At 45.4% G+C, this 23,690-nt stretch carries 18 protein-coding genes; 10 read left to right on the top strand and 8 right to left on the bottom strand.

Annotated elements, in window-relative coordinates; genetic code table 11:
• Positions 1 to 16 precede the first annotated feature (16 nt).
• The 5 genes from RH85_RS07185 to RH85_RS07165 form a co-directional block, all read right to left on the bottom strand.
• On the bottom strand, positions 17 to 1,216 hold the full coding sequence (locus RH85_RS07185; protein ID WP_006711547.1) for a sugar efflux transporter: 1,200 nt from the start codon (positions 1,214 to 1,216) through the stop codon (positions 17 to 19).
• A 258-nt stretch (positions 1,217 to 1,474) separates the two neighbouring features.
• Positions 1,475 to 2,380, bottom strand: a complete 906-nt coding sequence (locus RH85_RS07180; protein WP_006711546.1) for a siderophore ABC transporter substrate-binding protein — start codon at positions 2,378 to 2,380, stop codon at positions 1,475 to 1,477.
• A gap of 11 nt (positions 2,381 to 2,391) precedes the next feature.
• Positions 2,392 to 4,308 (bottom strand): TonB-dependent receptor domain-containing protein, encoded by a 1,917-nt coding sequence (locus tag RH85_RS07175; protein WP_006711545.1) that lies wholly within the window; start codon positions 4,306 to 4,308, stop codon positions 2,392 to 2,394.
• Between the two features lie 156 nt (positions 4,309 to 4,464).
• On the bottom strand, positions 4,465 to 5,799 hold the full coding sequence (locus tag RH85_RS07170; protein WP_006711544.1) for a sensor histidine kinase: 1,335 nt from the start codon (positions 5,797 to 5,799) through the stop codon (positions 4,465 to 4,467).
• Positions 5,796 to 6,554 (bottom strand): response regulator transcription factor, encoded by a 759-nt coding sequence (locus RH85_RS07165; RefSeq protein ID WP_006711543.1) that lies wholly within the window; start codon positions 6,552 to 6,554, stop codon positions 5,796 to 5,798. Before RH85_RS07165 ends, RH85_RS07170 begins: the two co-directional genes overlap by 4 nt.
• Before the next feature lie 439 nt (positions 6,555 to 6,993).
• Here RH85_RS07165 and RH85_RS07160 point away from each other — a divergent pair, with 439 nt between their 5' ends.
• From RH85_RS07160 to RH85_RS07125, 8 genes are all read left to right on the top strand, one after another.
• On the top strand, positions 6,994 to 8,541 hold the full coding sequence (locus tag RH85_RS07160; protein WP_006711542.1) for an arylsulfatase: 1,548 nt from the start codon (positions 6,994 to 6,996) through the stop codon (positions 8,539 to 8,541).
• Between the two features lie 206 nt (positions 8,542 to 8,747).
• Positions 8,748 to 11,045 (top strand): multiheme c-type cytochrome, encoded by a 2,298-nt coding sequence (locus tag RH85_RS07155; RefSeq protein WP_050799181.1) that lies wholly within the window; start codon positions 8,748 to 8,750, stop codon positions 11,043 to 11,045.
• A 102-nt stretch (positions 11,046 to 11,147) separates the two neighbouring features.
• Positions 11,148 to 12,131 (top strand): AAA family ATPase, encoded by a 984-nt coding sequence (locus RH85_RS07150; protein WP_006711540.1) that lies wholly within the window; start codon positions 11,148 to 11,150, stop codon positions 12,129 to 12,131.
• 7 nt (positions 12,132 to 12,138) lie between these two features.
• Entirely contained in the window at positions 12,139 to 13,101 is a 963-nt protein-coding gene (locus RH85_RS07145; protein WP_006711539.1) for a DUF58 domain-containing protein, read from the top strand.
• Positions 13,102 to 13,650 (top strand): DUF4381 domain-containing protein, encoded by a 549-nt coding sequence (locus RH85_RS07140; protein ID WP_006711538.1) that lies wholly within the window; start codon positions 13,102 to 13,104, stop codon positions 13,648 to 13,650.
• The gene (locus RH85_RS07135; protein WP_006711537.1) at positions 13,643 to 14,818 is read left to right on the top strand and encodes a vWA domain-containing protein; all 1,176 of its coding nucleotides are present in this window, start codon (positions 13,643 to 13,645) and stop codon (positions 14,816 to 14,818) included. The genes RH85_RS07140 and RH85_RS07135 overlap by 8 nt, the downstream gene beginning before the upstream one ends.
• On the top strand, positions 14,811 to 16,556 hold the full coding sequence (locus tag RH85_RS07130) for a VWA domain-containing protein (protein WP_006711536.1): 1,746 nt from the start codon (positions 14,811 to 14,813) through the stop codon (positions 16,554 to 16,556). The genes RH85_RS07135 and RH85_RS07130 overlap by 8 nt, the downstream gene beginning before the upstream one ends.
• A complete protein-coding gene (locus RH85_RS07125; protein ID WP_006711535.1) occupies positions 16,553 to 17,914 on the top strand; it encodes a BatD family protein in 1,362 nt (453 codons plus the stop codon). The genes RH85_RS07130 and RH85_RS07125 overlap by 4 nt, the downstream gene beginning before the upstream one ends.
• Positions 17,915 to 17,931: 17 nt before the next feature.
• Here RH85_RS07125 and RH85_RS07120 read toward each other — a convergent pair whose 3' ends face one another.
• From RH85_RS07120 to RH85_RS07110, 3 genes are all read right to left on the bottom strand, one after another.
• The gene (locus RH85_RS07120; protein ID WP_006711534.1) at positions 17,932 to 18,267 is read right to left on the bottom strand and encodes a YgiW/YdeI family stress tolerance OB fold protein; all 336 of its coding nucleotides are present in this window, start codon (positions 18,265 to 18,267) and stop codon (positions 17,932 to 17,934) included.
• 281 nt (positions 18,268 to 18,548) lie between these two features.
• Entirely contained in the window at positions 18,549 to 20,234 is a 1,686-nt protein-coding gene (locus RH85_RS07115) for an alkaline phosphatase family protein (RefSeq protein WP_006711533.1), read from the bottom strand.
• Positions 20,235 to 20,395: 161 nt separating this feature from the next.
• The gene (locus RH85_RS07110; protein WP_006711532.1) at positions 20,396 to 21,628 is read right to left on the bottom strand and encodes an L-lactate MFS transporter; all 1,233 of its coding nucleotides are present in this window, start codon (positions 21,626 to 21,628) and stop codon (positions 20,396 to 20,398) included.
• Between the two features lie 418 nt (positions 21,629 to 22,046).
• Here RH85_RS07110 and RH85_RS07105 point away from each other — a divergent pair, with 418 nt between their 5' ends.
• Positions 22,047 to 22,586, top strand: coding sequence for a DUF3332 domain-containing protein (locus RH85_RS07105; RefSeq protein ID WP_039948813.1), 540 nt, complete (start codon positions 22,047 to 22,049; stop codon positions 22,584 to 22,586).
• Positions 22,587 to 22,786: 200 nt separating this feature from the next.
• Complete coding sequence (locus tag RH85_RS07100) at positions 22,787 to 23,584, top strand: transporter substrate-binding domain-containing protein (RefSeq protein ID WP_006711530.1); 798 nt, start codon at positions 22,787 to 22,789, stop codon at positions 23,582 to 23,584.
• The last annotated feature ends 106 nt before the right edge of the window (positions 23,585 to 23,690 follow it).

Here is a 23,690-nt window from a genome sequence, read left to right as displayed (position 1 = left end):
TCTGCTAGCATACGGTTTAGCAGGGTGTTACCAGCTCATTATTGACATGATTTGGATTTCTTAGCATGAAAATCGACAGGGCGATGAAGGCAAAACTGATGGCGATTAGGCTAGACAATAGAATCATTCTAAAGCCAAAGTACTGGGAAATGACTCCCATGGAGCTAGTGCCTATCATTGTGCCGATCAACATAGCGTTAGTGTATATCGCAGAAGCTTTGCCAATATTATTTGGTGCGTAATCCTGCATGATAGTGACTCCTAGACCAACAAAAATACCAAAAAATATGCCATTTAATATTTGTAGAGCCAGTAACACAGGCATCGTTTGGGCGTAAAACATACCCACATAAAAAGCCATGGCGCTGACAAAACCGATACGAATCACCGCCGGTTTGTTCCAGCGTTCAGCCCAGCCAACCGCCAGTAGCATCACAGGAATTTCAACTGCAGCGGTAAGACCGAACAAGAATCCAGGGTAGGAAGTCGGTAAGCCCATTTCACGTGTGATCAGCAATGGCATGCCGTTGATATAAGTGCTGTTACCAATATTGGCAAGTAGCGTAATAAACGCCAGAAACCAGACTTGTTTTGGCAATGCGTCATGCTGCTCTTTGGTTTTTACGACCCGATTGGCTTGCGGTAATTTAAGCCCAAAGGTGACGATCAAAATAACAGCCAACGCAAATGCAATAGAAAGGTAATAGTTGGTGGTAAAACCAAGGTGTTCGACGGATATAAAGGCCAGTGGTGGGCCGAAAATCCACAGCAAGGATACTGACGAACGCATTTGAGAGTTGAGTTTAGCGCTGTTTTGGCCGCTGCTATCGGCATAATTGCGAATAATGGTGAGGAGCAATGGAATGGCGCTTGATGCGATCGGCATTGCCGTACAACCAATCAGTAATGCATGCCAAAATGTTTGAGCGAATGAGAATCCGACCGCAGAGGCAATGATCCCAAGTAACGAAAAAAGAAATAGGCGTTTACTCGGCACGCCTTGGTCGATAAGTGCAGTTAACTTTTGGCTAACAATGATCGTGATGATTGCGGTGAGTGTTGTATAAATGCCCAAATAAGCGGGAGGCGCATTAAGTTCCGTGATTAGAAACAGGCTCATGACCGGCAGAATAAATGCAAAAGCGAGTGCGGTAACGCTATTGATGGCGAAAAGAACCCCATTTTGTCCGCTAAATAATGTACCGATACTGCGCAATAGAAGACTCTCTCTGAAATACACTGGGTGTGCACCGATGGTGGTAGCGTCCACCAGTTTAACGGGTATTTGCTATCGTGCGACGGATAAAATAGCGAGCTTCATTGATGTCGCTCGCAGAATAATATTGGCGACACGTTGGAGACCAACAGCGTTGATTTGCGCTATGTGAGTTGATCTGCGGGTAAAAAAATGCCGCGAGATAACCTCGCGGCACAAAGAGTATTCGTTATGACATAGATGCAAGTGGGTAGATGACTACTCTAGTGCCATCGTAATATCCTTGATCATAATCTCTGTAGCGGTAATACCACTGGCGGAGATGTACCAAGCTTGTGGGTTTAATTCAGTGATGCGTCCATTTTTCGCCGCTTTGGTTTGCTTGATTAATTCATTGCTAAAGCCTTTTTTCGCTGTACCTGATTCTCGTCCAATCGCTTTGTCTCGGTCCATCACCAATAGATAGTCTGGGTCAGCTTCTGCGATAAACTCATAGCTGATTAAGTCGCCGTGCGCAGCGGTTTCATCATTATCGACGATCTCTTTGAAGCCAAATTCGTTAAAAATGGCATCGTATCTAGAACCTGCACCAAAAGTGGTAATATTGTCACCATTGGCCATCACCATCAAAGCTTGAGCATTTTCTGCCAATGCACGTTGTTGAATCGCTGTGATTCGTTCTTCAGTGGCTTTTATGATGCGCTCAATGGCAGCTTGTTGCTGAAAGAGTTTCCCCATCATTCGCCATGCTATTTGGGTTGAAAGCCAAAACTGACGAGCGTCGACCGTAAAAGCGACCGTTGGGGCAATTTTGCTCAACTCATCGTAAGCTGGCGTGCTGCGATTGCTGACAATAATGAGGTCTGGCTTTAGAGTATAAATCGTCTCAAAGTCAGGTTCATGTAGCGTCCCTACGCTGACGTAACGCTCCGCTTGATATTTAGTTAGATAATCAGGCATCGGGCGCTTTACTACCCCAATCGGTTCGATTTCCAAATAATCCATAACATCTAACGCATCCATACCAAGCACAACCACTCTGCTTGGTTGGGTTGGTAAAGTGGTTGTGCCTAATGGATGCTCGACCACAATTGATTGGCTGATAGCGCTGGAAGAGACCGCCCAAAGGGCGGTCAATAGCCACTGACTGGCTGTTTTGAACATAAGACTATCCTTTAAAATGCATAGCTCAGGTTGAATCGAACATCACGACCAGGGGAGGCGTAGCCTTTAGCTACTTCGCTTCCAATAATGCCAACGTAGGTGCCATGATCGAAGTATTGTTTGTCGAATACATTTTTAACCGACAAGGTTAATAACAATTCTTCACTGGTGATTGGCTGCCACTGTGCATAGAGATCATGAACACCGTAACCGGCTTTTTCAGGATAGGTTGTGGCATCTGCGGTATAAGAGAGGCGTTCAACGAAAGTCGATGTCCAACCAAACTGTAGCGCTTGAGATAAGGTGTAGTTGAGATCAAGCACCCATGTGTCACCAATTGAGGTGCCTAACGTGCTGTCTCCATCACTCAATGGAACACCGTTGAGCTCAGGCTTAGATTGGTTGTAACTTAGTTGCGTCGACAAATCGCCTAGATGAGTTCCCACATAAGCCGTCACACCGGTTGTGACCAGTTCACCGACGTTGGTGTAGTTGCCCGTGACGGAGTCTTTATCCACCACATCTTTAATTCGGCTATCGAATACCGTGATCCCAGCAAAGAAGTTATCTTTGAGGACTCGGGTACCAAACTCGAAGTTTTTCGCTCGTTCTGGGCCACGGTTAGGATCGTTTTCACGCCAGTCGATGATAAAGAGTTCCTTAGCCGTTTGGCCACGGAATGCTTCTGCATAGTTAGCGAACATCACAACACCGGAAGCGACTTCGTAGTCGATGCCGATGTTTGGACTGAAGCCAGAAGATTCGAAATCTTGATCGACATTGTCAGTCAGTTGATACCAGTCGTAACGTGCCCCCGCGCTGAGCAATATGGTGTCGGTAACTTGCCAATCATCTTGCACAAACAGACCATAAACTTTGCCTTTTTCATAGTCAAAACGGTTTCCGTCCCAGTTGGTTTCAAATTCAGATTCATCATCACGATAATCAGCACCCACAATCAGAGTGTGTTTTTCAAACGATGCAGTGTTGAACAGTTTTCCGCCAAAGGTCTCGATTGAGCCATCACTCGTCCCCCAAAGTGGGTTGTCTAAGTGAGACATGCGAGATCGAGTGTTATAGACCGTCGCATCCAGAGCAACGTAATTACCTTGGGTAAAGCGATAGTTACCGGTGATGGTCTCGCGGTCTGCTTCTTGTTCTAGAGGGGTATTTTTAAAACTGGGTTGGAAGTGCGGTTTGGTCAGACGCGCGCCATCATCTTCACGGAAATCATAAGCTAATGAAATATAGTGATTTGGGTTGATTTGCCCGGAAAGCTTGATGAGGCCAACATGTTGTTCCGTTGCCGTATAGGGTTGTTCGTCACCGTTGCCATTTTTGATGTTATCGCTATCAATATAGCCGTAGGTCGCTAGGAGCCCGAGTCCTTCGGTGATTTCACCATATAAACTGGCAGAGTATTTTTGCCCTTTGTTGTTGGTGTAGTAACCACTTTTGATTTGTGCACCAAATTTTTCGCCACTATGCAGTAAATCGTGAGCATCTTTGGTTTTAAACTGAATTGCGCCACCCAATGCGCCTGGGCCATTGGTCGCTCGACCGGCACCAGCACTCACATCAACTTGTTTAAGCAGTTCAGGTTCAATTGATAAACGGCCTTGGTGGTGGAATAAATTACTGGTCTGTTGGGCACCATCAATCGTGACATTAAGCATGGTATCTTCTAAACCACGCACATAAATCTTCTGACTGATCCCCGATGAACCACCGACCGTCACTTCAGGATCGTTACGAAAGATATCATTGAGGTCACTCGCTTGACGTTTAGAGAGATCTTCCGCGGTGATGATGGTGTCAACGCCAATCAACTGTTGACCGGTCACTTCAATGACTTCTGTCTCTTGTGCTGAGGTTGAAAATGCAATGAGGGCGAGCGCCACAGGGCTTAACTTAAATACGGTATCCATTCCCGTAAACCCCTTGATTAAATGAGAATTATTATCGGTTGTGGATATTGAAGATTTGCCCCTGCGGAGTAAATGACTTTTACAACTGTTACAAATCAATGACAGGCTCAGTAATAGAATGAGTCACAACGTTATGATCAATAATAAAATCAGGTATTAAGAGGGCAGTTCGATCACCATGTCGAGCCCACTAGCCTGACGATTTTTGGCCTCTATAGTGCCATTCACCGCTTCGATATGACGTTTTGCGAGTGCCAGCCCAACCCCAAAGCCTTTGCGAGCACCTTGTTGGTTGTTGGCTTTAAAGAATGGGCGGAAGATAGTTTTAGTCAGTGATGGCTCAAGTCCTGGGCCGGAGTCAGAAATCGTGATGTGAGCCGCGCGCTGTGACAAGCAGGCAGTGACAATAAAAATATCACCTGCTGGCGTGTAGCGTAAGCCATTACGGATGATGTTTTCTAGGGCCTGAGAAAGCGCCCGCTGATTGGAGTGGGTCAAAGGTATGGATGCTGGGATGTTGCACGAGATCGTTCGATCTGGATACTCAAAACGCGCATCTTCAATAATGGCATCCAGCAACTCAACCAGATCAAAGGATTCTTGGCATAGGTTTGGGCGTTCATTCTCTAGCCATGCTAATGTGAGAGTGTCTTCCGCCATCTGGCGAATGTTTTTCACCTCTGAGCGAATTCTTTCGACCATGGTATAGGTATCGATATGGTTCTCTACACAGTCAGTGGCCATTTCGACACGTGCCAGGGGCGTGCGTATTTCATGGGACATTTCAGCGATTAGGTTGCGATTATGCTCAATAACACGTTCGGTTCGATCGGCCATCATATCGAAGGTTTTCGCCACATGACTGACTTCATCGTCGCCAAGGGTGAGATAATGGCTCACCCTTGCTTGATAGTTACCTTGGCTAAAGTCTTTGGTGGCTCGCTGAAAACCACGCAAAGGGCGCATAACATATCGGTATAGATAAACGGTTAAACTCAGCAGAGCAATAAAAGGAATCACGACACGGAATAACCAAAATGCATGCGACAGATAGCCTCCCGGACGCATACGTTCGGGTAATATAATCAAAAAGTGGTGATTGCTGGGTGATAGGGCGACTTCCATGATTGGGTTATCGGGGAAATCGAGGTGAATTTTCCATTCTACGTTTCGGCCTATCCCGTAACCAGACCAAAAACGGGTATTAAGCCCGTTGCCACTGACCACATCAATTTGGGATTTAACCACCGTTACCCACGTGTTTTCCTGATAGGCCAGTTGGGTTAACCAGTTGTCCAAACCTTGCTGATCACTGTCATCGATAAACTGCTGCGCGGTTACGCCCCAATCGAGAATTTCTTGTTGATGCTGTTGGGCTAAATAGCTCATTTTTTCATTAGATATGAGTGCTGCGCTATGCAGTAAAGAAAAAAAGATAACGCCACCTAAAGCGAGCACGATGAATAATCGCCAAAAGAGAACTCGTTTCATTTGATTATATATCCCTTTCCATGAACTGTTTGTATGCGTCCCTGCGCCATTCCAAGCGCGGATAACTGCTTTCTAACTCGGCTTAAATGCATATCAAGTGCGCGGTCATAGGGGCTAAATTCTCGTTCAAGTACGGCTTGATAGAGGAAAGGTTTGCTTTGCACAGATCCTTTGTGCTGTATGAGTGTCCAAAGCAATTTGAACTGAATGGGGGTGAATACTAGCGGTTCTTCATGATTCTCGCTTGTTACGGTGACTTGATAAGTTTGCCTATCGAGCGTTAGCTCTTGATAACTTAAGTAGCGGGAAGAGGTTGGGGCTGCGAGTTGTTGGGTTCGGCGAAGTACCGCTTCAATTCTTAGTTTTACCTCTTCAAAATTACACGGCTTGCTAATGTAATCATCCGCACCATAGCGCAATCCTTTTATACGATGCTCTTCTGCACCATAAGCGGTCAGCATAATGACGGGGGTACGTGAATGAGAGCGGACGTATTTTAGTAAACCAAATCCATCTATGTTAGGGATGTTGACATCAAGCAGTATTAAGTCAAATTGGCGCATTTTGAGTAAAGTTAACGCTTTGGCCCCACACTCTACATTGGAAACACAATAGTGTTCGCTTTGTAGCAGGGCGGTCAATTGATGATTGAGGTTTATATCATCCTCGACCAGAAGGATCGATAACGGAGAGGTACTGTTCTCACTATCAAACGATGAAGTGGTTGTTGAGCCTGCGGGTAATGCGTCAAACATCATATTTTACCTAGGTGAATATGATACGCATTATCAATTATATTGTTTTAACTTTCAATTTACGCAAAAGAATATGTTATGTAAATGTGTATCTAACTGTGAATTAATATCGCAGGTAGACGCCAGAGTATGTCATTTTTCGTTAAATGCAGGTTTTTTAGTCGCAGGGACGACGACTGCCCATCGGATAATTTAACCCCAGTGTGATTGCTTCAACTGCCCTTTAACACTCGCGATTCATCCCCTTCCTAGCGAGCTAATTATCAGATTGGTCATGAATTTTTTCAGCTCTCATTGATGATTCTTGCGCTGCTGTACGTAGTAATGTCCGAGTTATGAATAGCCGTGACGTGTTATGCGATCTAATTCGCATTAATTAAATTTCTGGGCTATACGTTTCTGAGCAGGAAGCACATTTTTCACTACAACAGAGGTTTCTATGACAGCGAAATATGGCGTCAAACGCCGATTAGCGATTCTTGCCGTAGCCTTAATGGGTGCGACAAGTAGCAGTATCGCGGCAGAAAAACCAAACATACTTGTGATCTGGGGGGACGATATTGGCCAAACAAATATCAGTGCCTATACCTTTGGACTTGTTGGCTATAAAACCCCAAACATCGACTCAATAGCGAAAGAGGGCATGATGTTTACCGATTATTACGGTGAGCAATCTTGTACCGCTGGACGTTCGACATTTATTACCGGTCAAACTGTACTAAGAACTGGTTTAAGTAAAGTAGGATTGCCTGGAGCCGATCTTGGCTTACAAGCAGAAGACGCGACGATTGCCGAAATGCTCAAGCCATTAGGCTATATGACCGGGCAGTTTGGTAAAAATCACCTTGGCGACAAAGACGAACATCTTCCGACTAACCACGGTTTCGACGAATTTTTTGGCAACCTTTATCACTTGAATGCCGAGGAAGAACCGGAGAATGTAGACTATCCAAAAGATCCTGAGTTTCGTAAGAAGTTTGGCCCGCGTGGTGTGATTAAGTCTTATGCCGATGGCAAGATTGAAGACACCGGTCCTTTAACACGTAAACGCATGGAAACGGTGGATGAAGAAACCCTCGATGCGGCACTTGATTTTATGGATCGCGCAGTGAAAGCGGATAAACCGTTCTTTGTGTGGTGGAATGCAACGCGCATGCACTTCCGTACGCATGTCAAAGAGGAAAACCAAGGCAAAACAGGCATCAGCTTTTATGCCGATGGTATGGTTGAGCACGATAATCATGTCGGTGCACTGTTGAAAAAGGTGGATGATCTCGGCATTAAAGACAACACCATTGTTTTCTATTCAACCGATAACGGCCCTCATATGAACTCATGGCCAGATGCGGGTTTGACACCTTTCCGAGGTGAGAAAAATACCAATTGGGAAGGGGCGTACCGTGTACCTGCGATGGTTCGTTGGCCAGGTAAAATCGAACCGGGTTCAGTGTCAAATGAAATCATGCACCATATGGATTGGATGCCAACGCTGGTTGCAGCCGCGGGAGATGATCAAATCAAAGAGAAGCTGCTTAAAGGTTACAGCGCGGGTGATAAAGAGTTCAAAGTACACTTAGATGGATACAACTTCTTGCCTTACCTTACCGGCGAAGTCGATCAAGGTCCGCGTGAAGAGGTGTTCTACTTCACAGATGATGGTGACCTTAGTTCACTCCGTTACCATAACTGGAAAATTGTATTTTTGGAGCAGCGCGCAAAAGGTACTTTGCGCATTTGGGCTGAACCATTTATGCCTCTGCGTGTACCAAAAATCTTCAACCTACGTATGGACCCATATGAAGTGGCCGATGTAACTTCAAATACCTATTACGATTGGATGCTTGATCGTGCTTATATGCTCGTTCCTGCTCAAGCTTACGTTGGAAAATTCCTAGAAACATTTGAGGAATTCCCACCAAGGCAGGAAGCCGCGAGTTTCAGCTTGGATCAAGTCATGGAAAAACTGCAAGAAAATCCAAATAAGTAATGAGATACAAGTTAGGGCTCTTCGGAGCCCTAATTATTTGTAAAAACGGGAAAAAACAGCCTATCTTTGATTAAACAACGGTGATTTAGCCATGCCGTATAACCATGTATTCAATCATCACGTATGCGAAATGTATGTGTTCGAGAAGCCTGTTTTAGAGGGCATGGAATAAAAACGGCTTGGCGTAAAAAATAACAAGGAAAGGTATGCAGAAAAGCGAACGGCTAATAAGGATATTAGCTCAATCTGTACTCATACTATCGCTATCAATAAGCCTTTTTGTTGGCGTAGCCCGCTCAGAAGAGGCTGGGTATGTAGGCGTGGAACAATGTGTTGATTGCCATAAAGAAGAAGTCAAAGCATGGCAAGGCTCGCACCATGACAAGGCTATGCAGCACGCAACGGATGCTTCCGTGTTAGCGGATTTTTCTGATCATAAAGTGACACATGCGGGCAAAGAAAATCGTTTCTATCGGCAAGGTGATGAGTTTTGGGTCACGATTGAAGGACCTGATGGAGAACTAAAGAACTATCAAATCGCCTATACGTTTGGCATTGACCCATTACAGCAATACATGGTCGAGTTTGACGACGGACGGATTCAACTTATCCCCTTCGCTTGGGATGCGCGTGAGTTAAAACTGGGTGGCCAGCGCTGGTTTCACCTTTATCCAGACACTAAGCCAAGCGATGAATTTTATTGGACAAATAGCGGGCAAAATTGGAATTTTATGTGTGCAGATTGTCACTCCACCAATCTAACTAAAAACTACGATGCGCCAACAGATCGCTATGCGACCACATGGTCTGAAATTAACGTGAGTTGCGAAGCATGCCATGGCCCAGCAAGCTTGCATATCGCACAAGCCAAAAGCGAAAACCCAATCGGTGTTCACTATGGATTTGATCGTGAGTTATCGGCTGCGGTGAAAGAATGGGTGTTCAAGGAGGGTCATAGCACCTTACAGCCGCAAGCAATTCAACCAACCGACCAATTACAAATGTGTGCTCAGTGCCATAGCCGCCGTACACAGCTCAATGAAAATCAAGATCATCTCAAAGGGGCTTTTCTCGATAAGTACCGCCTTAGCTTGATTACGCCAGAGCTCTATTATCCAGATGGACAAATTTTCGATGAAGATTATGTCTATGGTTCGTTTCTTCAATCGAAGATGGCAAAAAGTGGTGTGACTTGTACCAACTGCCATGACCCTCATACCGCAAAATTGAAAATTCCTGAACAGCAAGTGTGTGCACAATGTCATTTGGCCTCAGAATATAGCGCTGAAAAACACACCTTTCATCAAGCTAATACCGAAGCATCGCAATGTACCACGTGCCATATGCCAGAAACCACCTATATGGAAGTAGACCCTCGTCGCGACCATAGCTGGAATGTACCTCGACCTGATTTAAGCCAACATATAAAAACCCCCAATGTCTGCACAGATTGTCATGAGACTCAAACTGATCAATGGGCGGCTCAGCAATTACAGCAATGGTTTCCTGATTCAAACTATCAAAGTCCCCAAAATGTGGCGGTGGCTTTCTATGCTGACTCGATAGGGCATGAGGGAGCGGCAGATGCATTAGCGTATTTCTCTCAAGACGCGACACTGAGTGACATTATCCGTGGATCAGCGCTGCAGAGAATGGCCGGAAATCAAGGTAAAAACACGCTGGTGGCCTTAGCTCGTGCCGTTAAACATGACAGTGACCTGATCCGCTTAGGTGCCATTGAGGGCTCGTCGGGTTATCCCTTTAATGATCGTTGGCAAATTTTATCGCCTCTGTTGGGTGATCCGGTTTTGTCCGTCCAAGCAGAAGCCGCTGGCGCTTTAGTTGTTGGTTGGAGTGAGATGAGCCAAGAGCAAAAAAGCAAAATGGCGCAGCCGTTAGAAGCTTATATGCAGATTCAACGTTTTAACAGCGACCGCGGTTTTGGTCGAACCAACTTAGCCAATGTATATCGCGATCTAGGTGAATTTGATCAAGCGATCGAGTGGTATCAAGGCGCAATCGCCATCGAACCTTATTATGAAAACAGTTATGCCAATTTGGCCGATCTTTATCGAGTGCAGGGGCAAGAACAACGTGCACTAGAGACGTTATTTAAAGGCATTACTGCTCAACCAAAATCGAGCGCGTTACCCTACAGTGCGGGGCTAACATTGCTACGCTTAGGAAAATCAGAGCAAGCAAGCCAATACTTAAAGCAAGCGGCTGAGCGGGCAATGAATAATGCTCAATATTGGTATGTATACGGATTGGCGATGGAACGATTGGATGTTCTAGAAGCAGCTCGCGGGCTAAACCAAGCCTTTATTGCCAGCGGTAACCCACAACATCTCTACGCGCAATGTGAAGTGTTGGCGCGTAATAGTAATCAAACGGCAGATGAACTACGGAATAAAGTGATGACGGCGTACAGGCAATGTCGCGCACAGTTAAGTGATATCGCGCCACCTAACGTCATTCAACAGTTAGACGATATGATGAATTAAGGCCGCAACCAAACCTTTAATGCCTGTTTAAGCCGTTTTTTGCTAGCTCTATGAGCAAATGAGTGACGAGACAATAAGGCGATAACAAGAAAAGGATACGTTATGAATCAAGCTCAACAAGCCATGAATCGGTTGATGGAACAAACAGAGAAAAGTGTTATCGGTCAAAAGCATGTTGTTCAGAGCTTGGTGATTGCTCTTCTAACCAATGGTCATATATTGCTGGAAGGTTTACCCGGTACAGCCAAAACCCGTTCCGTTAAGTCGCTGGCAAATTTGTTGAATACTAGCTTTGGCAGAATTCAATTCACACCGGACCTTTTGCCATCGGATGTGACGGGTACTGAGGTATATCAAGAGTTTGAGGGTAAACCACAGCTGCGTTTTCAACCGGGGCCTATTTTCAATAGCATTGTGTTGGCCGATGAGGTCAACCGAGCTCCCGCAAAAGTACAAGCGGCGTTACTTGAGGCAATGGCGGAGGGCACCATAACGGTGGGCGATAAGACCCACATTTTGCCCGAGCTGTTCATGGTGTTAGCCACGCAAAATCCGGTCGAGCAAGAGGGCACTTATCCCTTACCCGAGGCTCAAATGGACCGCTTCATTATGAAAGTGACGGTTGATTATCCCGATGCAGGCGCAGAGCGAGACATTATTCGATTGGTAAGAAGCGAAGAGTTGGGCAATGAAACTAGTGCTGAATTGGTGACGCCCGAGCATATTGAACCTGAGTTGGTGATCGAAGCGCGTCGCCAATTGCCTGATGTTGCGGTTTCTGACTTAGTGGAAAATTATATTGTGGCATTGGTGATGGCGACACGGCAACCTGCTCGTTACCAAGACACAAATCTGGCTAAGTGGATTGATGTTGGCGCGAGCCCTAGAGCGTCTATTTCTCTGGATAAATGCGCCCGTGCTTATGCATGGCTACAAGGGCGTGACTATGTCACTTTAGATGATGTCAGAGCGATGACGCCAATGGTGATTGGGCATCGCTTTTCACTGACCTATGATGCGTTAGCTGATGGGGTCGACCATATACAAGTCGTTAATGAACTGCTTGATCACGTCGAAATAGGCTAACAATATTATGGCCAAGCCAACCCATCCACCAGCAACGCAAGCGTTCGACCCGCGACTGTATTGCGATTATGCCCGTTTGGTTCGATTACAAGCTCAAGCACAGTCATTTAGTTTATTGCCTCATTTGAGAGCGGGCAGCGTGCTTTCAGGTCGCCATAGTTCGTTATTTCGTGGTAGAGGATTAAATTTCGAGGAGCTGCGCCATTATCAGTTGGGCGATGATATTCGTAATCTGGATTGGAAAGTGACCATGCGTACCGGTAAGCCTCATGTGCGTAGCTATACCGAAGAGAAAGATCGCAACGTCATTTTGTGTATTGATCAGCGCAGTTCAATGTTCTTTTCCTCGCTACAAGTGATGAAGTCCGTTGTGGCGGCTGAGATTGGCGCAATGTGTGGCTGGCGAGTATTAAAAGATGGCGACCGTGTGGGGTTTGTCATCGCCTCGCATACCAAGGTTTTTCACAGTAAAGCGGGGCGCTCACAAAATGATTTATTAGCGCAACTTAAATGCGTGGCCAAAGCGAACCAAGTGCTGAACGTTGGGTCAGTGGATAGTGATGAGGTGAGTTTTGCCAAATGGGTTGAGCTGCTTAAACGGATGAAGCTGAAACAAACAACGCTGATTTTAATTAGTGATTGGCATGATTGTGAAGAGCAACATCTTGAGCAGTTAAAACAATTGCAACAACACAACGATCTGTTAGCGGTAATGGTCAGTGACCCTTTAGAACAAGCCCTGCCCGAACATATTGCCAAGGCGAATTGGGTTGTGGGGGATGGCCAATACCAACTCAATTTAGATAGCGATGCTAAAGTCACGATGGCGAGTGAAGGGCTACAACGTCAAAGTACGATTCAACGCCAAAAACTATCTCAGCTTATGGCGATTAAACGCCTGCCTCACATTGAATTGAGCACCGATGGTGATCACATACACCAGTGGCAAAAGTTAGTGGGAGGTCGTTAAATGAGTGATCCTCATACACCACCAAGTACCTATATTCTGCGTAACTTGCATGACGTTACGGTACCTGAGAGTGTTAGCTGGCTCCCTCAAACACTAGGCTGGAAAATCTTGTTTGCCACAGGGGTGATTGCTGGCCTTTATTTCTTGTGGCGAACCGCGCGATGGTGGTGGCGAAATCGCTATCGCAAGGAGGCTCTCATAGCGCTTGAGAGGGTTAGCATTGCCAATCCACAAGCAGGGCATCAAATTTACGCCATATTAAAAATCGTACTCAATCATTTAAGTCGCCACTATCGACAACAATTTGGTTTGCCGTTACTGAAATCGCTCGATGATCTCAGCCCAATCGATGCTCGCTTCGCTTCTAAGCTGGGAAAAAAGTGGTTACACAGTCTTGTCGACCCAAAAACTCAACTGACAGAAAAAGAACGCGCGACATTACTCAATGATGCTTCAGAATGGCTGAAGCGACATCATAATCAAGGGCAGTTAACGAAGAAATCGTCAACAACACAGCGCCGCAAAATACCGAGAGGTAAAGATGATTGATGTTACCTCGGCCAGTTTAGAATTGGATTATCCATGGTGGTTGGTGATTTTGCCGCTGCCATTATTGATCTATTACTTGGTACCGGCATACCGCACTAAGCAACAGGCGATCAAGGTGCCATTTTTTCAGCAATTGGTGGATGCGATTGGGGAAACCCCTTCGGCAGGCGCGACCCAACTGACACCGAGTTGGTGGCAGAGGATGACGTTACTTATCTCATGGCTATTAGTGGTATGTGCGTTAACGAAACCATCAATATTGGGTGAACCGGTATTAAGAGAGCAATTGGGCCGAGATGTTATGGTAGTGGTCGATCTTTCTGGTTCAATGGCAGAGCAAGATTTTTCGGCAGACAATGGTCAAAAAATTACCCGTTTGCAGGCGGCCAAAGAGGTGTTGGCAGATTTCGCTGCCACACGTCAAGGAGATCGACTGGGGTTGATTTTGTTTGGTGATGCTGCTTTTCTACAAGCGCCTTTTACTGCAGATCAAACAGTATGGTTGGCGCTCCTTAACCAGACTGATGTTGCAATGGCGGGAAAAAGCACCCATTTGGGCGATGCTATCGGTCTGGTTGTCAAAGTGTTCGAACAAAGCGCTGATAGTCGGAGTCATCTAAGTAAAAATAATCAAACGAAAAACAACAGTGTAAGCCCAAGCGACAAACAGGCACAGAAAGTGGCTATCGTCCTCACAGACGGCAACGACACCGGCAGTTTTGTCGAGCCGATTGATGCCGCTAAAGTCGCCAAAGCCAAAGGGGTTCGCATCCATATGATTGCTATGGGCGATCCGCAAACCGTGGGTGAAGTTGCGTTGGATATGGAGACGATTCAACGGATTGCAAAAGAGTCGGGCGGCGAAGCTTTTCAGGCATTGAATCGTGTTGAGTTAGCGTCGGCCTATCAAAAAATCGGCGAACTTGAACCGCAATTCTATGAGAGTAGCAGCTATCGCCCCAAGCAAAGTTTACATCATTATCTAATCGCGATGGTCGTTTGCCTGTATTTACTGGCTTTTACATTGGCTACATTGCGCCGCCTGCGCTTATCTCGTCTTCTTTACTCATATCCAAGCTACTCACATAAAAGCTACTCACATCCAAGCCAGTCAGTCCCGAAGCCGCAAGACGAGACAGAGCGTCAACAGGGGGACAAACATGTTTGATTGGCAAGCCTTGCAACAGTTTTTAGTTCAGTTTCATTTCTTGCGGCCACAATGGCTACTCGCCCTCGTTCCAATGTTAGTGCTCCTTTGGTTGCGTTGGCGCGTTGAAAATAAACCCTCGTGGCAGGATGTTTTGCCATCCCATTTACGTAATGCTTTAACCATTGGGGAAACGGGCTGGAAGAAACAACTGCCACTTAAAATGCTCATTGTGATTATGACTTTCGCGATTGTCATTTGTGCAGGCCCAACTTGGCAAAGACAAGCATCGCCATTCGGCGAAGATAAGGCCTCAATGCTGGTGGTGCTGGATAATACAGATTCCATGTTGCAAAAAGACTTACCACCAAGTCGGCTTGAACGTGCGAAGCAAAAGATCAGTGATTTACTTGCCGCTCGTAATGGAGGGCGCACCGGCTTGGTTGTTTTTGCCGGATCGGCTCATGTAGCCATGCCAATTACCCAAGATAACGAGGTGTTTTCGCCGTTTTTAGCTGCAATTACGCCGGAGATCATGCCAATAGAGGGCAAATTAGCCGAGAAGGCTTTGCCTTTGATCGATCAGCAACTTCAACAACAAGCGGGCTCAACGGTTTTACTGGTTTCAGATTCGGTGAATCAGCAAACCATCAGGGCTTATAAAGAATTTTTCAGCCAAAGACCTTATCAGTTGTTGGTTCTTGCGGCTGGCAATCCCAACATTGTGAGCAATGACCCTATTGATTTAGAGTCACTTGAAGCGCTCACCAGTGCGACGAATGGACATTTGATCGAGGTGGCAGTCGATAATCGTGATGTGGAAATGCTCAATCGCTACATAGAGCGAAATATGCAAATTAATGGTGAATCATCAATGCCATGGCAAGATATGGGCTATGGCTTGTTGATCCCGATTGCTCTGATTATGCTGCTGTGGTTTCGTAAAGGCTGGTTAGTGCAATGGTGTGTTATTGCGAGTATTTCAGCGACGATGTTGGTGCCGATCAAAGTCAAGGCTGAAGCTATTTCTCTCAAGGCTGAGACAAATCAACAGGTAGAAACACGCTCTACGTGGCAAAAAGCAGGGCAGTGGTGGTGGGATCTGTGGTTGACCTCAGATCAACAAGGGCAAAGGCTATTTAATCAGCACCAGTATCTTGAAGCAGCAAAACAGTTTCGTGATCCACTGCGTAAAGGTACGGCTTATTACTACGCTGGTGAATACAAGCTAGCACATAGCGCGTTTATTCAAATGGAAAGTGATTATGGGCTCTACAACGCAGCTAGTGCGTTGGCTCGTCAGAGAGAATACGTAGCAGCACGAGATCTGTTAATTGCCTTGTTAGAAAAACCGACACTTACCGCAACGCTGAAAGATGATGTGCAGCATAACCTCAATGTGATAGCGGGCATCGTAGAAGACGTGAATCGAACCAGTGAAAGCCAAGCGGGATCAACCGATGGTCCGGAAGAATCACTCGAACTCGATCAAGACAAGCCTCGCACCGGCGATGGTGTCGATGAGGAAACGGCTCAACAACTGATGCAAAAACAGCAGTTCAGTGCCGATGACATTTTGGCGGATCAAGAGGTGGCGGATAAGTGGTTAAAACGTGTTGAAGCAGACCCGAAATACTTCCTCAGAGCGAAGTTCCAAATTCAACTTCGAGAGCCCGCATTGCCGCAACAGAGTTCTGTGTCTTCGGATCGTGCAGTAAAAGCAGATAGTGCAGTAAAAGCGCAAGGGGCAAAACCATGATGAATATTAATCCTTTCAACTCAATGCGGTTACTGGCTTTGGCGCTATTGGTTACTGTATCTGCGCACATACAAGGGGTTCAGGCGAGTGTTGACCCTTCTTTGGTTAAGGTCAAAGCATGGGTTGGCGACACGTTGCCAAATGACAAGCCAGGCAACCAACAAACAGAGCGAACAATGGAACGCTTTGCCGTTAACCAGCAAATTATTCTCTACATTGATGTCTCCACACCTCGTTGGTTTGCGGCAGGGACAAGAATAGCCCCGGTGGAAGTTCCGGGCGTTATCGCGAAGCAGCGCAATCAACTTGCCACCAATTATACCCAGCGAGAACAGGGAGAAACTTGGTCTCATCAACGTTGGGAAACTACCCTGTATCCTCAGCAATCCGGATTGTTTACTATCTCGCCTCTTGCTGTTGCCGTAAAAGTCTCGCTGGCAGGTGGAGGCTCTGCGTCTGGAACAATCTATACTCCCTCAATTACCTTTGAAGCTCGCTTGCCGTCAGGATTATTGAGTGATGATACTCCTTGGTTTTCCGCAACCAGTGTCGATGTACAGCAAGAGTGGGCGTTGACTGGCGTGGATGGCGTTGGTGATACATTGCATGTCGGTGACGCCATTACGCGTACGATTACCATTAATGCTTCTGATACCTTATCGGTGTTGATTCCTGATCTGTTGGTGAATGAATTGAGTGATGACTACCAAAGTTATCCTCAACCTAATCGGTTGGATGATAGTCATGCTCGGGGTGACTATCGTTCGAGCCGCACAGAGCAAAGCGTTTATGTTATTCAGCAAGGCGGTGCAATCACCTTACCTGAATATACATTTCAATGGTGGAACAGTGAAAAAAATCAGGTAGAAACGGTTACGCTTGCGAGTAAGACTTTTCACGCCAAACATACATTCGTCTCTTTCACTAAGGCTTACGCCTCGTCGATCTTGCTCATAGTCAGTTTAATACTGCTACTCATCGTCGTTATCTACATGCTGAGACGTTATTACCAGAATCACCCAGCCCCTTTGTGGTTGGATTTTGCAAGATTATTAAAGAGAAGAGAGTGGGGTAAGGCACGTGCAATGATCTATAGACAATTACGAATAGAACGCTCGCAATTGGAATTGAATAAATTAGATTCATCTGAAGATTGGTCGTCGACGATGGAGGCATTCCAGCACGGAAAGCAAGAGAAAGCGCTTTTTAAGCGTATCTGGCGTGCGGTGAGGTTAAGGCGTCAACCTCTACTTAGTTTACCCAAAGCGCTTCCGGCGTTAGATGATTCCGCCATCAACCTTAATCAGCCAAATAAAACCAAGAATAAGGGGAACAACCCAAATCATCACAAGGGATGATTTGGGCGGGAGACATTTTATTGAAGTTTAATGGTATCAACATCAATCTGAGGTGTGGTCCATTCGCTGTCTACTTCACCACGGATGATGACTGTATCGGTTGGCGTAACGTCGACACCCATCCAGTTGTCGTCATCAATTTCAATCTCAATTTGGCCGCTTTTATCGCTGAACAAGTAGAGTTCATTACCCAAAGATTTCGTAATGTTACCCGTGAGTATAACAAAGCTATCATCATTGGCTTTTAGTGCATCGCTAACTGAATTGATAGACGCCACTTCAGGACCGTTGAAAGCGGCAAAAGCAGAGCTAGAAGCGAAAAGTAGTGCAGATAGAGCAATTATTTTTTTCATTTTGAGTTCTCTTTTAAAACGAATCGATGATACCAAGTCGAATGACTCACCGTGACTCTTTGTCTGCTGATATTGTGCGCCTAGCTAGGAAAAGTGTTGGTGACGAAATCTTATTACTCGCAAATGATAGTCCCTCAATCAAACCCACGAGAAGGGATTAATTGAGGGACGCTAAGCCATTTAAGTCGTGAGCGCCACTTTTTTACCTTGAAGTAGAAGGCGTAAAATGTACGACTTTTTGTCTGATAATCCGTTCTGCGTCATCGTGACGCAGCCCTTACTTAATCTGCCACTACTTCTCGCAGCACCTCGCCTGTTGCTCCACTTGGTAGAGTGATACCTAAAAGACTAGAAAGTGAGGGTGCGATATCATAAGGCGTAATTGGCCTTGGTTGTTTTTGCGATTTTAAGTTAAAGCCGGCAAAAATCACGGGCACGTGAGTATCATACCGCCAAGGTGAACCGTGGGTAGAAGCGATAGTCAGCCCGTCCATATCGTTAATATAAGTTCGTGGGCTAAAGACAAGGTAAACATCGCCTGAGCGCAAAGGGTGATAGTTATTTTTGACCAATTGCATTACGCGGGTTTCAGCTTCACGATTGTGTTTAATGTCTGAACTGGTCATGGCAAAAGCAATACCTTCAATCTTTCTTGCTTCTTCGGCAATGGCAGTTTGCACAGCATCTAAATCATGGCCACCTTGCTCAATCACTTGATGATTTAAGTAGACATAAGGCTGAGCGTAGAGCCTGATCGCACTTTTATCGAGGCCAAATTCGCGTTTGAGACGTTGCGATACGTTATTGTTCCACAAGTCTTCTAAGCTAAAGTAACGCGCCTGACGAAGACCAAACCGCGCGGCATTGGGTGATGACTCCGGCACGCCATGATCGGCAGAGAGTACAATTAAGGTATTGTCCAATCCAACATACTCGTCGACCTGTTTGAAGAGGCGAGCGAGAGTGCGATCAAGGCGAATCAGGTTATCTTCATTTTCCAAACTATTGCTACCGAACATATGTACGACATAGTCATTGGAAGAAAAGCTCACCGCGAGATAATCAGTAAACGCGCCTTGCCCAAGTTGCTCTTGTTGCAGTAGTTCCATTGCAAAATCAGCGGTTAACTCATCGCCAGCGGGGCTGAGCGTTAGCATGGTTGAATAATATTTGAAGTCAGCCGGGCCGTATGGGTGGGGAAAGCTACGTGCAAATCCACCTAAGTCAACTTTGAAGTCGGCATCAGAATCATCGAGTGTGTATTTATCGCGTTCAAGGCTAAGCTGCCATTGGGTACCTGAGTAACGTTTGGGATGGTCTTGCGCATTCCACTGCTCGACCCAATCTGGATATTGTTGATAGTAGTAATTGCTTGTGACGAAATCAGATGTCGCCTTGGAGAACCAAAACGCTTTACCAGCATGGCCTCCCAGTGAAATTGCGCCTCGATCTTTGACTGACACAGAAAATATTTTGGCTTTGCCATTGCTTGATAGGGCGAGTTCATCTGAAAAAGTGGTTGAAAGAATTGGGTCGGGTGAACGGCCATCACCTTGTGCGGTTTTTTGGGTTGGGTCAATTTCGGTAGCTTTATCAACACCAGCCCCTTGAGTGAGCGTTGAATATTGATCATCTTCAACGTTGTAGACCAGACGTTCTTTGGCTCGGTCATACCAAACATTACCCACCATGCCATGCACCGAGGGTGGTGCGCCAGTCGCTAAAGAAACATGCCCCACGATGGTTTCTGTATTACCGTGTTGATAATTGGCATTGGTGTAATAGATACCGTCATCCATCAAGTAGCGGAAGCCACCTTGACCAAAATTATGTTGGTAACGGCTAAGCAAGTCAGCCCGTAAGCCATCGACGGTGATTTGCAGAACGAGTTTGGGTTTAGTCTCTTGAGTGGCGGCGGGCATAGAGCAAATAAGTGCGGTGCCGGTGAGTAGCCATGCTGATCTCATACGCAATCCTTTCTATTTATAAGCATTGAACTCAAGATAGATTGGTACGACAAGTATCAAGATTATTTGATCCATCTATCTGATGAGATCAATTATAGACGGCGCAAAACAAAAAAGGCCTAACCGTTAGGTTAAGCCTTTTGTTTCAAATCAATTCGCAATTATGCGTTTTTCAGCTCAGCAACTTTTGCGTCTGAAAGAGGCTTAGTAACAAGCGCTAGTACGATACACACTGCCATCATTACTGCAGAGATTGTGTACGCTAGGCCGTAACCGTCGCCATTAGTCATAGAGAAACCAACAACGGCTGCACCGATTGCACCACCAATACCCCATGATGTGTAAAGCACACCGTAGTTAGTACCGTAGTTTTTCAGACCGTAGAACTCAGCTGTTAGAGTAGGGAATACTGCTAGTAGAGTACCGTAACCTACTGCTGCAACCGCAGTACCGATGATCAATGTTACTTCTGATTGGAACGTTGCAAACAGTACCATGTTGATACCTTGTAGAACGAACGCTAGAAGAAGAGTACGAACACCACCAATTTTATCTGCAAGCATGCCCGCACAAACACGGCCGCCTGAGTTAAAGATTGCTAGAAGCGAAGCTAGGTAAACTGCATTTGGCAGGTTAGCTTGTACGCTTGCGATAGTAGTGATGTTACCGATGATCATAAGACCAACTGAAGCAGCTAGTGCGTACATGATCCACAGTGAGTAAAACTGTGGAGTTTTTAGCATTGCTTTCCAAGTTAGATCTTCAGACTTCTTAACCGCTTTAGGTGCTTGGCCTTCTTTTAATTTAGGCTCAGCTGGCGTGTAATCGGCTGCTGGGTTGTTGATGGTTGCTGCTAGAGGTACGGCAATAAATAGGATACCAACACCTAGGATCTTAAAGCTGGTTTGAATGCCCATGCTATCGATCAGTGCAGAAGTTACTGGTGCAAGGTAAATAGCTGCAAGACCAAAGCCCGCTGCGATTAGACCGTTAACCATACCTTTCTTCGATGGGTGGAACCATTTCATCGCTGAAGGAGAAAGACACGCGTAACCAAAACCGATACCCGCACCTGTAATCACACCAAAGGTGATGTTTAGCATCATTGGTGTATTAACAAAGCCAGACGCGATCATGCCAAGGCCAGTAAGAACTGTACCTAGGATCAGGATCATGCGTGGACCCATGCGGTCTTGAAGGATGCCTGCAACAAGAAGACAGATAGAGAAAGTGATAGTTGCTGTTGCGTATGGTGCAGATGCTTCTGCAGCACTCCAACCAGATTCAGTTACTAACGCTTTATTAAACACACTCCAAGCATACAGGATGCCAAGACAAAGGTTGATACAGAATCCTGCTAAAAGGATACGTGAAGCTTTATCAATCTTGCTCATATTCTTCTCATTTGTCCCCATTTCTGAGGATTGTTAACACTCGATTTATTAAAAATTAGTTTGCGTTTATCAACATAAAGCGCAATGGGCGCGAATTATAACCAATTGAAGTGTGATTGGAATCTCTTTTTCGGAGAATATGAAAATAATTTGCGTATGTTAATGGTTGGTTTATCCATGTTGCAATTTTGTTTGCTTAAGTGACCTCAAGCCAAAGCCGAATTTTATTGGTCAAATCTATATATATAGAGAGAGGGAATGTTGCGGATGTGACTTACTTTGGCCCACATCAAATTGAATGACACCAAGATACGATTTGAAATGAAGTTAGTTTTCTGTCAATTGCAGTGTTAGCCTCTTTTCAAGACCAAGCGCCGGGAGTAGCATGCGCGCCGAATTTATTATTTTGGTAGTAACAATGAAAGCAAAAGCAGTAACAATGGCGGTAGTGACGGCGTTAGGTGTTTCGTCACTAACTGGCTGCATGGGCCAAATGGCAACCACAGGCTTAGTCTCTAAGTTCAACCTAGAAATCGTCGATAACCGATACGGTCGTGAAGGGATGTTTTTGCTTTTGTCACCGGTATACGGCTTAACCGGTACGGTTGACCTATTTATCTTTAATGCGATTGAGTTTTGGACTGGCACCAACCCAATTTCGGGCAAGTCTCCGGCAGTTGTGGATACTCCAACCAAAAACTACATTAAAGTAAATGGCCAGCTAGATCCTGCCTTGACGGGTGTTCCGCTAACGAGCACCAAGAATATTGAGAGTGCGACAATGTCGCAACTAGACGAAAATACAATGCAGATGGACATCACTTATATCGATGGACAACATAAGGTACTGCGTGGCGTTAAAGGCGCAGACAGCGTGGACTTCTATTTGAATGATGACCTAGTGACGACTGTATCTAATCAAGAGCTCAGCGACTATATCAACTCTGCGCAAATCTAATTGGATATGATCGATTTTGAGCCCTCAACATGAGGGCTTTTTTCTATGTGTTTTTTGAATGGGTATTTGTGATGTCACTCGTATAAAATCAATAGCATAGCGATCGAATAGTAGATTTAGACTATATACAAGTAGGAATCATTCTCCTAAGTATTGCTCTTTGATAGCAATTCATTTTCTCTGCTGTGCTGAGGTTTGTTGTGTCTCGTTGGTTATCGTGGGTTCTACTCGTCATTGCGTCGGTAAGTTATGCCGAACAGACAAAGCAAACGCAGACACTGGTCATTGCTAACTCGAAAGCATGGAAGCCGTTTTCATTTCTTGATGCGAGTGGTGAACCTTCAGGTATCTTGATTGATTATTGGCGTGAGTATTCACGAGTAACAGGCCAACCAGTGGAGTTTCTGTTACTCGATTGGGCTGATTCACTAAAAGCCGTTGAAGATGGACGAGCAGACTTTCATGCCGGTTTACTGCTTTCTAAAGAACGTGACCGTTATTTAGATTTTAGCCAACCAATTCTAACCATTGATACGCAATTGTTTTTAAATAGAAAACTACTTGGTATCGATGTCACTGATCTTATTTCTGGTTCTCATAACTTTATCTTAGGGGTCGTCGAAGGTGGCTTCGAGCAAGACTACGCACAGAAAAATTTTCCTAAACTAGCAACGCTCAGTTTCTCCAATAACCAAGATTTAATTGCAGCAGCCTTCGCCGGACGTATTGATGCTTTTGTTGCCGACTTACAAGTGGCAAATTATTATTTGCAGAGCACTGACCAGAGTGATCAGTTTATCAGTGTGTTTCATCTCTATTCTGGTGTCGTAAGGCCTGCCGTCGCACAAGGTAATGGCGAAATGTTGGTTAAAGTGGCTGAGGGAATGGATAAAATTCGTGAAGAGGATAAACATCGTATCTTTAATCGGTGGATGTATATTGAAACCGTATACCCGAATTATTTAATGCTGATCCGCACCAGTAGTTTTGGACACTGAGTTAAGTGAGTAAAATCACTAACGAGGTGAAACATGACAAATCAAAAAAACAGAATCAAACACACGCCTGAATTTAAAGCTGAAACTCTGAAGCTAGCCGAGAAAA

Source organism: Vibrio ichthyoenteri ATCC 700023, from assembly GCF_000222605.1.
Taxonomy (GTDB): Bacteria; Pseudomonadota; Gammaproteobacteria; order Enterobacterales; family Vibrionaceae; genus Vibrio; species Vibrio ichthyoenteri.
This window is presented reverse-complemented; position numbering and strand designations above follow the sequence as displayed.